Source organism: Aporhodopirellula aestuarii (genome assembly GCF_023701485.1).
GTDB lineage: Bacteria > Planctomycetota > Planctomycetia > Pirellulales > Pirellulaceae > Rhodopirellula > Rhodopirellula aestuarii.
Genome location: NZ_JAMQBK010000113.1, coordinates 1 through 13,265 on the forward strand (window position 1 = coordinate 1; position 13,265 = coordinate 13,265).

At 54.0% G+C, this 13,265-nt stretch carries 12 protein-coding genes; 8 read left to right on the top strand and 4 right to left on the bottom strand.

Annotation, left to right across the window (positions count from 1 at the left end):
• A partial coding sequence (locus tag NB063_RS30280; RefSeq protein WP_250933232.1) for a DUF1559 family PulG-like putative transporter occupies positions 1-671 on the top strand: 671 nt, incomplete at its 5' end.
• A 397-nt stretch (positions 672-1,068) separates the two neighbouring features.
• Here the strand turns inward: NB063_RS30280 and NB063_RS30285 are convergent.
• Positions 1,069-1,581 carry a GNAT family N-acetyltransferase gene (locus NB063_RS30285; protein WP_250933234.1) on the bottom strand — a complete coding sequence of 171 codons (513 nt, stop codon included), beginning with the start codon at positions 1,579-1,581 and terminating at the stop codon, positions 1,069-1,071.
• Positions 1,578-1,862 (bottom strand): type II toxin-antitoxin system TacA family antitoxin, encoded by a 285-nt coding sequence (locus tag NB063_RS30290; protein WP_250933236.1) that lies wholly within the window; start codon positions 1,860-1,862, stop codon positions 1,578-1,580. The genes NB063_RS30285 and NB063_RS30290 overlap by 4 nt, the downstream gene beginning before the upstream one ends.
• Before the next feature lie 699 nt (positions 1,863-2,561).
• Here NB063_RS30290 and NB063_RS30295 point away from each other — a divergent pair.
• From NB063_RS30295 to NB063_RS30320, 6 genes are all read left to right on the top strand, one after another.
• On the top strand, positions 2,562-3,851 hold the full coding sequence (locus NB063_RS30295; RefSeq protein WP_250933238.1) for a hypothetical protein: 1,290 nt from the start codon (positions 2,562-2,564) through the stop codon (positions 3,849-3,851).
• A gap of 501 nt (positions 3,852-4,352) precedes the next feature.
• Positions 4,353-4,913, top strand: coding sequence for a GNAT family N-acetyltransferase (locus tag NB063_RS30300; protein ID WP_250933240.1), 561 nt, complete (start codon positions 4,353-4,355; stop codon positions 4,911-4,913).
• A gap of 261 nt (positions 4,914-5,174) precedes the next feature.
• The gene (locus NB063_RS30305; protein WP_250933242.1) at positions 5,175-5,603 is read left to right on the top strand and encodes a hypothetical protein; all 429 of its coding nucleotides are present in this window, start codon (positions 5,175-5,177) and stop codon (positions 5,601-5,603) included.
• Positions 5,593-6,039, top strand: coding sequence for a MarR family winged helix-turn-helix transcriptional regulator (locus NB063_RS30310; RefSeq protein ID WP_250933244.1), 447 nt, complete (start codon positions 5,593-5,595; stop codon positions 6,037-6,039). The genes NB063_RS30305 and NB063_RS30310 overlap by 11 nt, the downstream gene beginning before the upstream one ends.
• An 89-nt stretch (positions 6,040-6,128) precedes the next feature.
• Positions 6,129-7,472 (top strand): alkyl/aryl-sulfatase, encoded by a 1,344-nt coding sequence (locus NB063_RS30315; RefSeq protein ID WP_250933247.1) that lies wholly within the window; start codon positions 6,129-6,131, stop codon positions 7,470-7,472.
• 3 nt (positions 7,473-7,475) lie between these two features.
• A complete protein-coding gene (locus NB063_RS30320) occupies positions 7,476-8,429 on the top strand; it encodes an SDR family oxidoreductase (protein ID WP_250933249.1) in 954 nt (317 codons plus the stop codon).
• Between the two features lie 1,896 nt (positions 8,430-10,325).
• On the opposite strand, the gene NB063_RS30325 is transcribed toward NB063_RS30320, so the two are convergent.
• Positions 10,326-11,939 carry a FecR family protein gene (locus NB063_RS30325; protein WP_250933252.1) on the bottom strand — a complete coding sequence of 538 codons (1,614 nt, stop codon included), beginning with the start codon at positions 11,937-11,939 and terminating at the stop codon, positions 10,326-10,328.
• Complete coding sequence (locus tag NB063_RS30330) at positions 11,936-12,484, bottom strand: sigma-70 family RNA polymerase sigma factor (RefSeq protein WP_250933254.1); 549 nt, start codon at positions 12,482-12,484, stop codon at positions 11,936-11,938. Before NB063_RS30330 ends, NB063_RS30325 begins: the two co-directional genes overlap by 4 nt.
• Positions 12,485-12,693: 209 nt before the next feature.
• On the opposite strand from NB063_RS30330, the gene NB063_RS30335 reads away from it, so the two are divergent.
• Positions 12,694-13,206, top strand: coding sequence for a hypothetical protein (locus NB063_RS30335; protein ID WP_250933256.1), 513 nt, complete (start codon positions 12,694-12,696; stop codon positions 13,204-13,206).
• The last annotated feature ends 59 nt before the right edge of the window (positions 13,207-13,265 follow it).

Sequence of the window (13,265 nt, forward strand, 5' to 3'; positions counted from 1 at the left end):
GAACGTGCGATTGCCCTGGGAATCACCCGAACAACCAAGAGGCGGTCAACGCCTTCCTTCCCTTTATGCATTGCCCTTCGGCACCTGTTGCTGAGGACCGTGAGGTATCTCTCCGAGGTCGTTTGACGGCTTCGACGGGAGACTACACCTCGCCTGGCAACCTCTCCCAAACATCAGTCCTCAAAGGGTACGGTCAGTCCTTCCTTTACGATTTTCCATATACCCGGGAGGCTTTCTGTGCAGTGTTAAATCCAGATAAGGCCTTGCGTATCGATCACGTGCGAGACGGTCTGAGCCAATCCATTCTGGCCTACGAGGTGGCAGGACGCCCCGACCACTACATCGCAGGACGTCTCGGTCCTACGAACGTAAGCCCAAGGTGCGGCAACCCAAGCATATCCGGTGGCGTCGTTGTGGGTGCCGCCTGGGCAGACAGTCAATCATGGGCAGCGCCTAATGGTTTCAATAGGGCTGGCACCTCGTGCGAAGTCGGAATGTGCATCATTAACTGCACCAACAACAATGAACCGTTTGCATTCCACCCGGGCGGTTTGGTCATGGTTTTTGCGGATGGACACGTTGATTTCGTCACGCAGTACGTGTCGCCGGAAATATTGGGATCATTGGTGACGTGCAGAAGAAGAGAGCGCATTTCAGACGACTGGCAGTGAGCGCATCGTGGCGGGCGTTTTGCTAACTCTGTGGGAGGCTCACTCCGTTCGATCGAGGGTGCACACAGCGTTTAGAAACCGGCGATCCGTTTTGGTTCGACTTCTGGCACCACGACGAAGACCGCCCCTGTCGTGCGTTGGCTCTTTCCGCAGTGGACGAGGCAACGAGTCCAGTGAACCGGGGAAGTTTCGCTTTGGGATTCGTTGCCTCGTCCACTACGTTTTGAAAAGCTGATTGGCGGTGATTAATCGTGTTTTCCGGACTTTAAAAAACGCCCGTCGGGGATTGCTCCTCCACGGGCGTTTCGTTGTGAGCTTCGACTTCTAGCCTGGCGAATTTGCCAAGCAAGATGCTTATCCCACGCTACAACAGCGTCGCTATAGCCGCTTTACCTCGTCAGAGCTTGGATGCGGTTGCCATGGGCAGAAATAGTCGCGACTTCCATTTTGGAAGCAGTAAGAATCCAAACTTTTGATAGAACGCAACGGCGGCGGCATCTTTCGCGTCGACAACAATCAGCGCCGCGGCAATGTCGTCGGCAGATCGGACGCAGCGTGAAAGAGCGTCGGCGAGCAGCAACCTTCCAATGCCTGGAAAACTTTCATCGCGAGCTAACCGACCCATCAGGATACCCGGAACCTGAGGATATCGCGGCAAACGTTTTGCTATCTCGATGGGCAGCCCAGTGAGTTCCACCGAAGTCGCACACAGTGTGTAGAAACCAGCGATCCGTTTCGGTTCATCTTCTGGCACCATCACGAAGACGGCCGCTGTCTTGCGTTTGACATCCTGACTGGCGGTCTGTCGCAAGTAATTGTCGAGAGCTTCGACGCCACAGGTGAATTGCTTTCGATCGTGGCGTTTCGCGAGAGTTTCGCAGATGAAATCACGCGCCGGTTGATCGCTCACCGACTCGTCACCCGTTTGCGATGATCTCGCGCAGCGGAACGCAGCGTTTTGTTGGGTGAAACAGGTGCGAGAAGCGACTCAACGAGAGCTTTGCTTTGTTGCCGATCGAGTTTCATTTTTTCATGCTCGTCGATCACCGCCTTGGCAGCTTGCTCAACATTGCCAAGCACAAACTCGGAGACCGTTCGGCCCACGTAAGCAGCCGCCCGTTCGATCATCTCTTTTTGTTCAGCCGATACGCGAGTTTCGATTCGTGCTGACTTGGTTTCCGCATTCGCCATGTTTTATCTCCTCAGACAGACTTCTATCGTACGGCACATTACCGTACATTGCAAGTCAGTTACTCAGAAGTGGTTATCATCGCAGGACATTAAAAAACGCACGCGGCAGATTGTTCCTCCGCGGGCGTTTCGGTTTCGTTCGTCTTTCAATTTACAGTTCGACAGATTCGACTTCGCGGACGAAGAAGGATGCGTCGTTTTTTAGGAACGATGAGACGACGTTGAACACCGCGTCACTGAAGCCGCCGATGTTCAACATGCTGTTATCGTCTCGCCTCGTTGCCGGCCCAGCTGCCTGGCTGGTTCCGTAGGGTTGGATGTCGATGCAGACCAGCTTTGGATCGGCGATAGGGACGTCGATTAAACTACTGCCGGATTGCAAAAGTAGCGGAACGGCGCAAGCCGTCCGGTAAGGCGGGAGCGGACGGCTTGCGTCGTTCTGCTAAAAGCACCACCAACACCATCAATGTCCCATGCAGATCGAATCTCAGGATATTGTCTGCTCAACCAATTTCATGTGTTAGTTGACGAGGCTAGTGACCCTGGGAGACTTTGAAGGTTCGCTTAAAAGCGAATGCTGAAGTTGAATCGAGCGTTCCATCTCGACTCGTCCACGCACGCCACAGCACAATGTAGAATATCTATTCTCATCCAATGCTCACAAACTCCGTTGAGTGCACACAAACGAGATAACACGTCATGGCGAAGTCAAAAAAGGCGTCACGCGATCGCACGAAGTCAACACGCAAGAAGTGGCCTCGTAGTGGTGCTTTGAAGCCTTGGCTTGAGTGCTATCTCGATACTTGCGAGCAGGTTGCAAATCCATCTCGATCCGCAGTCAGTGCGAGCGTGCGTCTACGGCAGCTGGCGGAATGCGGGTTCGAAACGCTGGCACTCCGGCGGTTAGAAAAGCTTCTCTCGCTACTGGAACCCACGGATGCTGAATCTTTCGTCAGACTCTCCTTAGTGGCGTCCGAGATCTGCTTGGAGATCCCCAACCTGAAGCGTGCTAAAAAGTATTTAGCCGCCGTCGAAGCTCGCTTGCCAGAGGCACGTCCCAACAAGCGGAAGCTCCTAACACGCTTCACCGAAAACTTTCGTGTTCTCAACGGGCTCTCCGATGAACCGAGCGACTTGGACGAGCGACATCAACTCGGCAAATACCGTCATCAATTCCGGCTGTCGTTTCTCGACGGTGATCATTCGAAAGCGTTGGCGTCGGTCCGTCGTGTGACCAAGCTGATCCCTGAAGTCGATGACTTCATCGTTGAACGCGGATTGATTCTGAGTGCAATCAAAGCTTTCCATCAACTTGGCAAGGACGAGGAAATAGCCAAGTACGTGAGTTGGATTGACCGCAACCAATACACCAGCGACCTTGGTACGGGAAGCCTCTCAGCGATGGGATTAGTGGCTATTGCGGACGCCCGAGCGGAAAAGCTGATTCTGCGGAGGCTAAAAGAACTCAAAATCGATGACGATCCGAATGTTCATTTTCCGGTCGATGAAATTTGCTCACAACTTTGGTATTTCGTCCAGACTGGCAATTCAGAGACGGCCGCGAAACTGCTGAAGCGAGCACTACGCGAACTTCCGAAGTGGCCAGGGCTGAGTGGTGGGTTTGCCACTTCAGGTGCCCTGACGTCGTTTGCCGAAGTACTCGCTGAAGTCGAAAGCCCGGAAGCAGCCGTCGAGTTACTGGGATTCGCGGTTGAAGCGGGGACGAAGGAGAAGCATCGGGGGTTTCGTCAAGGTTCGCTCAAAGCCGCTAATCAACTTATCGAGACCCCGGGACTCGCTGCCGCAATCGAAAAAGCGTCTTCAATTCGCAACGCAAAAAAGCGGCGAGAGGCACTGATTCCCCTGTATACAAAAAGTGGCGATTGGGCGCAAGTTGCTGCGTTACTTAACGAATCCTCAAACGCTGAAGAAACTCATCAACTGGTTCATTCCGTTTTGTTCAAACTGCAAGGCGGTGCTCGGTTGTAGCAAGCAGAATTGCCGAGTGGTTCTTGTCGAACCATGGCAAACATGGAAGCCCTGCAACTTTCGACCAGTCAAATTCAATTCTGCTTTCACCCTTCACCGTTCGAATCGCCTCCCGTGTGGAAACGCTCCCATGTCAGGCTGAAGACTTCAGTTGTGAGACTGTAGGTTTTTCTCCCGTCTTCAGACTCCTGCCTTCCTCCTCGTTTTGGTCGGCGGCAGGCTTTGCGTCCGGCCGGGTGACCTCCGTAGCGTGGCCGGACACTCCGTGGCCGGAGTGAATGCCGACCGCAGAGCGTTCGGCCACAATCAGTGATGTGAGATAGAATCAAACCAGCGGCAGACTGATCAACAATCAGCCCGAGCCGCCAACGGCTCCCCCATGGATCATAAACTTAAACAGTCGGGTATCAGTGAGTCGCAAACTGTCCCTGCGTGACCCCAAACCCGCATCAACGTCACAGACGACGGAAGTTACATTCCCGTGCTATTGGCCCGCTAACCATGACGCAAGACAAAGTCAGAATTCGCAACGCCACTGACCGGGATCGTGATTCGATTCTGGCGATCCACAGGAACGCCTTTGGCGTCGAGGGGGGCGAAGTGATCGCTAAGCTCGTCGATGAAATGCTCGATGACGCTTCCGGCGAACCAATGCTATCACTCGTCGCTGAAACGGACGGCGAACTCGTCGGGCATCTTCTCTTTACTTCCGCCACAATTGAACCGGAACATCGCCAAGTCAGTGTAAGGATTCTCGCACCGCTGGCGGTTGTGCAAAATCGACATCGCCAGGGAATCGGCGGGCGTTTGATTCAAGCGGGGTTACGTCAGTTGGAGGAACTCGGCGTCGACCTCGTCTTCGTTCTCGGCTATCCCGACTACTACTCGCGATTCGGGTTCAAGCCCGCAGGCATCCAGGGTCTCCAAGCAACCTACCCGATCCCACCTCAAAACGCAGACGCGTGGATGGTGACGGAACTGACGCCCGGAACGATTGAGAATTGCCAGGGAACCGTTCGCTGCTCACATGCTTTAGACCATCCGAAATACTGGAGCGAGTGAGTCAGGATCCGTTATTTCCTCCAAAAGTATTGACTCGCCAGCCGATAGCTGTACGATACAGCCATATGATCGGGTTAAGACGACGAATTCTTAGTCGTAGCTTGATTTTGTAGCGGGAGGGCGCGATCCCTCCGGTAATGGATATGGTTTACTGCGTGGCACCGGAGGGCTGGCGCCGTACCGCTAAAAACGCGAACTCGATGAACAAACATGCCTTCTTTTGAAAAACGCAGCGTTTGACTTCCACGTCTCGCCTTCGTCGTGCGGATACTCTTCGCACTCTTCCTGTTCGGCACCGGGATCATGACGATGGGCTTTGGCGTGAATGGGTATCCAGTTGGCGATCCGCCAAGCGAACTCGATCAATTCATGCTCGCGATTGAGAAAACCGGTTACCTGATCTTTTGGGTCGGTTTTCTCAAGACGGTCGCTGGCGGGCTGATGTTCTTCCCGCGGACAGCACCACTCGCGATTCTGATGTCGCTACCCTACGCGTTCAATATTTTGCTGTACGTGATCTTCTTTGCCCATCAATACCTCGTCATTGGGCTTCCCGATTTCGCAGCCTGTGCTCTGCTGATTTACTGCTACTTCGACTGGTATCGCCCGATCTTTGCTGGGCCCCAAAATTGTGCTGAGACTGCGACGGCTTCGATTCAGGACTCTTCTGGAGCGGAACATGCACTTTGACTCAGAATCCTCGCCCGGTTTTGCGATCGGGCGGGTCGCCTACCTGATACGTTCGGGAATGGCTGCAGTGCTCAAGAGTGCCGGTTGGCCGTTTTCTCCAGAGGAAACGCAGACACTGATCACTTTGTCGGACGCAGGCGAGCCACTCAGCATGAACGAATTGGCATCGTTGATGATTCGTGATCCCACGACGGTCAAACGTCAATTGGATCGACTGGTTGAAAAGAAGTTTGTCGAAAGGAGCGAATCAAGTGAAGACGCTCGGATCGTGTTGGTCGGATTGACACGCCGCGGCGAGCAGAAACTTCAAACCGTCCTGCCTCTGTTGGACGACGTGCGTAAATCCACGCTCCAGGGCATCGCGAAGTCGGAACTGGAAGCGACGCAAAACGTTCTGCGAAAGATGCAGAAGAACTTGTTGGCAAAAAGCTTGTAGCGGTAGGGCGAGAGCCGTCCGGTATCGTGACACTGGACGGCTCGCACCGTTCCGCTAAGAAATTTACTCCATGAATTAGGAATAGTCTTATGAACAAGATCATCTTCTCTCTTTGCCTTGTGCTGTCGGGCGTCAGCGCCGGCGTTGCTCAGGAAGCGACCATCGCGACTGAGCGACTGCGAAACCAGAGCACCCAATTCCAAGAACAAGTCGTCAAAGTCGCTGACAAAGTCCACGTTGCCGTCGGTTTTAGCCCCGCCAACGTTTCGATGATCGAAGGCGATGATGGACTGGTCATCATCGACACCGGCATGTCGGTTGATGATGGCACTCGCATCATGGATGAATTCCGTAAGCTCAGTGACAAACCAGTCAAGGCAATCATCTTCACCCACGCCCACGGCGATCACACCGGTGGCGCGGCGGCGTTTCTCGGTGACGAGCGACCGCAAATTTGGGCTCACGAGAACTTTGGCAGCGAAGCCGGTCCCTGGAAAGCCGGCGGGCTGACGTTTCAAAACGTTCGCGGCGCGAGGCAAGCCGGATTCAAGCTGCCGCCTGAGCAGAGGATTAACAATGGCGTCGCACCGGCCCGGTACCCAAAACGCGGTGGAGCCGTCTTTTCATCTGGCAGAGAAACGGTGCCGACTCATTTTCTCGGCGGCGACCGCAAATCAATCAACGTAGGCGGAGTGGAAATCGAACTCGTTGCCGCACCGGGCGAGACCAACGATGAATTGTTCGTCTGGTATCCGGCGGGCAAAGTTCTATTCGCGGGCGACAATTTTTATCGATCGTTTCCAAACCTGTACGCGATTCGCGGCACCCCCAATCGCAGCACTCGGCTGTGGGCCGAAAGCCTCGGCAAGATGGCCGACATCGATGCCGTTGCCTTAGTCGGCGGTCACACCAATCCGATTCTCGGAGCAGAACAAGTCAAGCAAGTGCTGAACGATTACCGCGACGCGGTGCGGTTCATCCACGACAAAACGGTGGAAGGAATCAACAAAGGGCTAACTCCGGACGAGTTGGTCGAGTATGTACAACTTCCTGAGGAGCTCGCGGGCAAAGAATATTTGCAACCGTTCTACGGACATCCGGACTGGGGCGTCCGCACGACGTTCAACTACTACCTCGGCTGGTTCGACGGCAATCCATCGAATTTGTTTCCCCTCCCGCCCAAGGCAGAAGCCGAGCGGGTCGCAAAGTTGGCTGGCGGAGCGAAGAAGCTATTGCAATCCGCCCGCGAAGCACTGGCCGCGGATGATAACCAATGGGCTGCGCAACTTGCCGATCACTTACTTGCGATCAACCCCGACGACAAGAACGCGAAGCAAATCAAAGCCGACGCCTTAACCAAGCTCACCAGCAACATGGTTAACGCAACCGCTCGCAACTACTACCTGACCGTCGCTCGCGAGCTAAGGGAGTAACAGATGACGGCTAATACGAAAAAGCAATTTGGACCAGAGGGCTGGACGCCGGAACGGATCGGCTCCCTGGCAGGCAAAACGTATGTCATCACTGGTGCCAACAATGGCGCGGGATTTGAAGCAACACGAGTGTTCCTGTCCAAGGGCGCAAGAGTGGTGATGTTGAACCGTAGCGCCGACAAGTCAGCCGCCGCCATCGCGACACTGAAGCAGGAATTCGGCAGTGAGGCTGACGTGACATTCCTGCACATGGACTTAGCGGTGTTGAATTCCGTGCGGGAAGCGGCTGTCGAGATAATGGATCAGGTCTCTCATATCGACGCGATCATCTGCAACGCCGCCATTGCGCAGGTTGCCAAGCAGGAGATTACTGTGGCCGGCTTTGAAAGCCAGCTTGGTGTGAACCACTTCGGTCATTTCCTGCTTTGTGGATTGCTCTTCGATCGGATCGAAGAGTCCGCGGGGCGGATCGTGGTTGTCGGTAGCAACGCCTACAAGATGGGGCTGAAGCGAATTCAGTTTGACGACCTCAACTTCGACAACAACTACACCGCATGGAATTCATACGCCCAGAGCAAACTGGCTCAGATGATGTTCGCCTACGAATTGCAGCGTCGCGTCGAAGCTGCCGGAAAGAACGTCACGGTTCAGGTCTGCCACCCCGGCGCGTCACGCACCAATCTGCTGAAAGACACGGCGAGCACCTTCAACAAGATTGTCTGGTCGATACTGTCTCGAATGATCGCACAATCCGCCGAAAAAGGTTCCTGGCCTGAAGTGATGTGCGCAACAGAAGATTACGTGGAGCCTGAAAAGCTTTATGGTCCTACAAAAAGAGCGCAGACGGTCGGGCCCATCGACGAGTGCCCATTGGACGATTGCGTCTTGGATCGGGAAGCGGCCGCCAAACTCTGGACGCTTTCCGAGCAGAAGATCTCACTAAGCTGGTCGCCGTAGTGTGTCCCGGTACAACCGACGAGCAATTCGCCCTGACTAAGTTTTCAACGATACAACGTCGAACGTCTCCATTCCTCGTCGAATTACCGGTAGCCCTGCCCATTCGAGTTGCAATCCAATTGCAATCAGACTGCTCAGAAATAAAAGGCTGGCGCTTCCGTGTAAGCCGGAACATCCCATACGACGAGAATTCTTTGCGTGAACCGAATCTTTCCCTAAAGATCGACGTTTTTCGCACCGAATCTACTCAAGTGGTGTAAAAAAGGCGTCGAGAGCGTGATTCGTTGCCTGCCGTGAAACCCTTCTCACTGAGAATCCGTAACAGCAAGCGAGGGGCGTCTTTGTTCACGAACCTCCCCCATGTGAGAATGTCTACTCTGAGCCTTGCTGTTCTGGCTCTCTGTCTGAACGCTTCCTGCACTCGGCAATTGATCAAACGCGAACGCACTCACGTGAGGGCTTCCGTCGGTTCGGTGTTCATCGACGGAAAACATGCGACGGAATCCGCAAAGTACTACTTGGAACAGTATCGGAAGGGAATACGCTCCAATCCGAAGCTCGACGATCGAATTTCGCTGATTCGAACGAGCTTGAGCGACGCGTTGGAGACTCGATCGTCCCTCAACAGCCGGTTGTACGGGAACGACTATGACCTGGGTGCCGCCATTCTTGGTGACGTGCTTGCCGATAGAGTCCGCAGTCAGGAGCCCCGCTTCTATCCCACGTATAACCGACGTTTAGCCGAGTTGGACGAGTGCTATTCGCTCGCGGGCGGTCAGGGTAGCTCAATTCGCTACTTTGATTCAGCACCTCGGATCCTCTTTGTACCAGGAGCGTTTTACAGTGAAAACGTAACGGTGCGAAACGCGATTTCCAATTTTAGCAGCACCTGCTCAGCAATTGGAATTCAACTGCATTTCGTAGCCACTGACGAACTTGGTGGGTTCGACTGCAACGTTTCCAAGATTGCCAGGGCGATAGAAGAGGTTTCCGGATACGGTGAACCCTTCGCAATACTTTCGTTGAGCCGTGGAACCGCTGAGGTGCAAGCAGCATTAACAAAGTTGAATGGCTGCGGAACGCCAAGCAACTTACATACTTGGATCAGTGTATCGGGTATTCCGAGCGGAAGTCATCTGGCGGCAAGGGCCACGAGGTTTCCTCAGTCAGTCGTTACTTCGACGGTCCTCAAGTTGAAAAGGATTGGCAGCCTGGACGACGTAAGAGAAATGTCACCGGAAGTGATGAGGCCAATCGCCAAGAGAGCGAGTATCCCAGCAAGCATACGGGTCATGTGCACGGTTCCGATAGCGTTTGAATCAACAATTGCCAAGTCGCAACGATGTGAATTCAAGGAGTTGCGCCAGTATGGAATCAACGATACAGTCGGGTTGTGCGCAGACGCGATAGTCCCCGGATCGATTGCGATACCATTTGTCGGTGTCGACCACAACGGAAGTCAAATGGACACATCTCGAATAGGCATTGCCTTGATCGCAACTGCATACGATCTGCATCGAGATGACAATGTTAGAAGATCAGCGGAGATCTAAACCCGATTGAAACGCTACCGAAAGCGTCCATTACTTTCGGAATCCGGTTCAGCGTCGCAAAACTTGCATAGGTCAATGCCCAATCGCCGATAGTCTTCGCCAAATCCTGGGCACGGATCGAGTCCTACACGGGGAGCTTGGCCAAGTCTGGTCACATTCCGAACCGTTTACCCTCGATCACAAGTCGTTTTTTGGTTGAGCGTTGCGTCGCTTATTGCTTTGAGGAGGCAGTTTGGTTTAGATCCGAATATTCTCAATGCCCCTGATGGTTGTCCGAACCAAAATTGTGGTGGACGAATTTCTTTTGGTTCGGATAGTTTCAAGCCAACGCGAGTCGGGCTCGTCATTCAGACGGTACTCCGAAATATGCCCCGGTGACTGACGACCATGACGTTCCCATTCTCAGTTCGTCGATCTGCCACGTGGCATTTTGTCCGGGTGTAATCCGAATCGCGACGAATTCTTGAGGACGAATGGATGGGCTGCCGCTCACGGTCCAGACTTGTGGTTCGGTTTCGTCGATCTTGGCGTCCGGTTGATAAACACGGACGACGGCCGTGCCAATGCGGTCAGTCGCTGTGTACTTGAAAACGATCAGGAACGTTTCACCTTCGGTGAAAGCCGAGGCGGTCTCATCAATCTTTCCGGCGTTGTTCACAAACGACGCGCCATCTGATGTGAAACCGAACGATACGGAATGACGCCGTGTATATCTTGGGGAGTTCGATTCCGGTTCAAGCGAAATCTGCAGCGATGTTCCGCTCTTGACTTGATCGGCCTCCGCATCCTTCGCTTGGCGACTGGCGAGCAGGCTCATGAAAAACGTGTCATCTGCATGCAGCGAAATCGGCTCTTTAAAATCCCTCCTCAATTCGTTTCCATCGCCAGCCGACAAGAGCCTACGGCCGGTTCGATCGAAGCCGAATACGAGATCGTCAGGAGCGTCAACCACATCAGCGAGTGGACCACGTCCGCGTCCAGTCAACTGCCAGCCACCCGCCCAACCAAATCCACTCCGCCCCCGGCGTAGCTGACCGGCCAGGTTCTCAAAGCCATCGTAGGCAATTAATTCTCCGCCACTCGCCTCAAGTACATCTGCTTCGATCGTACGAACAAATTTCCTTTGTCCGAACGGGATGCGATGCGACCGACTTGGCTCCGTTCGCAAATAGCGGCGGGCCTCACCGGTGGAAATGCGTTCTTCAATCGGGTTGGAGACACTCGTCGGAGTCCAGATCACACTGCCGTCGAATACATGCACTTCGGTTGCGTCGGAGCCGAGCGAGACCGCGTACTGAGTCCCGTCATCGACAATCTGAGACTCAGGAGTTTCAAGCAGAAAACCGTTGGAAACCTCCGTCACATCGACAAACACTGTCCCCGCAAGTAGCCGTGCCGAATCAGCCGATTCGATGATGATTTCACACGGACTTTCAAGAACGACATTGGTTCCCGAATCAAAACGTAATTCAGCAGCACCCGACACCAGTTCCAATGCTCCCGGCGAGAATCGCCCATTGTGCACATCAGGAACTGACTTCCAGCGACAGTCGGATTGTTGCACGATGCGACCGACCAACTCGCCTGACAGAACGGTCTCAATGTCAGCGGGCGAATGGCCAATCGCCAATTGGTTTTGTGGAGTGGTTGGTTGCCACTGCCACCAAGTGAATGCTAATAGCACACTGACCGCAAGAGCAGTCAGCACAACGCTCCACGACCACTGCGACGTTCGGCGGCTTCCATTCGCAATGTCCACAGTCGCACTTGCTCGCGAGACAACGGCGTCATCAGCCGCCCATGTCCTCAGACTTGCCTCCAAGTCCATCCGTTCGCGATACAACGTCCTAGCAGACGGATCGGATTTCAATCGATCTTGAAGAACTCGATGTTCCTCGTCGTTGATCGTGCCGTTGATCAAACTGTTGAGCTGTCGCAGGAGCGTCTCATCACTCATGACGATACTCCCTCCTTCGCCAGCCTGATGCGGATGCAATCGAGCAGTTTTTCGCGCAGACGGGCGAGTTGCTTGTAGAGTGCCATTCGTTCCCGACCGAGTTTTTCGGCCACGTCAGTGATGGATTCTGACCCATGATAGCATCGCTGCAAAATAGCTTGCTGTCTGCCTGAGAGCTGAGTCATGCATTGCCGCAAGGCATCAAGGCGTGATTCCGATAGCGTGTCTTCTGCGGCGGCTTCCTGCGCCAACAACTCAACCAGTTCGACGTCAAACTGCAGACGACTGCGGCGCTGGACCGTTAGGAAATTGCGGACTTCATTGAACGCAATTCCGCACGCCCAGTGGAAGAAACTTCCTTGAGGATCAAACTCCGCCATCTTTTTCCAAAGGACGATGCTGGTCTTCTGAAACACATCCTCAACGTCCGTCGGGTTCACCAATTGCTTGGTGAGAAAAGCATACAGCCGATGACGATGCTGCATCAGCAGCGCCACAAAGGCGGCTTCATCGTCTGAATCCTGCTGAATGTCGTCTCGGCTCAAAAGAGCATCCTCCAAAGTGGCCTTTTAATAGTGCTGGGTCACGCCGTTCTCTACTCGTAATCTTACAGTGGACCGCGGATTGGACGCACCAATCGCCGTTTTTTGTGATTTGTCAAATTTTTCCGGGCAATCTTCGCCACCATGTACGAACACTGGCAGACACGAACTTTCCGACTTCGAATCAATGACTCCACATCGTAGAGAATCGAATGAAAGCAATTATTCTCATCGTGATTTTGATCTCGATACCCTCACTCGCACAGGCGGAAGAGACGTTTGTCAAGATTCAGCGAGTCAGCGGCAACCAAATCGCTGTTGTCAAGGACGATGGAGGAGCGGGGCGTGGCATGCGCGGTGGTGCCACTGAGAACGGACCTTCCGTGCAAACCCGACGCGGACGTGGACGCAGCCAGGGAACCGCAACGCCACAACCGACCATCATCAGCGTGAACCGCGATGTGAAGATCACCTCAGCGATGCGGGAGCGACGCACCTCTGAATTTCGGGTGGGAGCCGAATTGGCAGGTGGCCTAAAGCATCGGGTGTTTCAGAACATGCAATCACCGCTATCCGCCCGTGTTGCGACCGAAGGAAATCGCATTACGGAAATCAATGTGATTGTCGCAGAGACCGACATTAACCAGTCAAGCACAACAGCCGGCGGACAAGCTGTCCTCGCTGTCCGTCCGAAGCGTCCTCCGACCAAGCGCCGCTCCAATTAATTTGCTTTAACGCGGCGACGCCGCTGATTGTTTTAGTGCCCTTTTTAGCGGAACGGCGC

What these genes read in the sequence shown, in the direction of transcription:
- NB063_RS30290 (WP_250933236.1), bottom strand. Translation starts at nt 1,862, where the DNA reads ATGGCGAATGCGGAAACCAAGTCAGCACGAATCGAAACTCGCGTATCG.
- NB063_RS30295 (WP_250933238.1), top strand. Translation starts at nt 2,562, where the DNA reads ATGGCGAAGTCAAAAAAGGCGTCACGCGATCGCACGAAGTCAACACGC.
- NB063_RS30300 (WP_250933240.1), top strand. Translation starts at nt 4,353, where the DNA reads ATGACGCAAGACAAAGTCAGAATTCGCAACGCCACTGACCGGGATCGT.
- NB063_RS30310 (WP_250933244.1), top strand. Translation starts at nt 5,593, where the DNA reads ATGCACTTTGACTCAGAATCCTCGCCCGGTTTTGCGATCGGGCGGGTC.
- NB063_RS30315 (WP_250933247.1), top strand. Translation starts at nt 6,129, where the DNA reads ATGAACAAGATCATCTTCTCTCTTTGCCTTGTGCTGTCGGGCGTCAGC.
- NB063_RS30320 (WP_250933249.1), top strand. Translation starts at nt 7,476, where the DNA reads ATGACGGCTAATACGAAAAAGCAATTTGGACCAGAGGGCTGGACGCCG.
- NB063_RS30325 (WP_250933252.1), bottom strand. Translation starts at nt 11,939, where the DNA reads ATGAGTGATGAGACGCTCCTGCGACAGCTCAACAGTTTGATCAACGGC.
- NB063_RS30335 (WP_250933256.1), top strand. Translation starts at nt 12,694, where the DNA reads ATGAAAGCAATTATTCTCATCGTGATTTTGATCTCGATACCCTCACTC.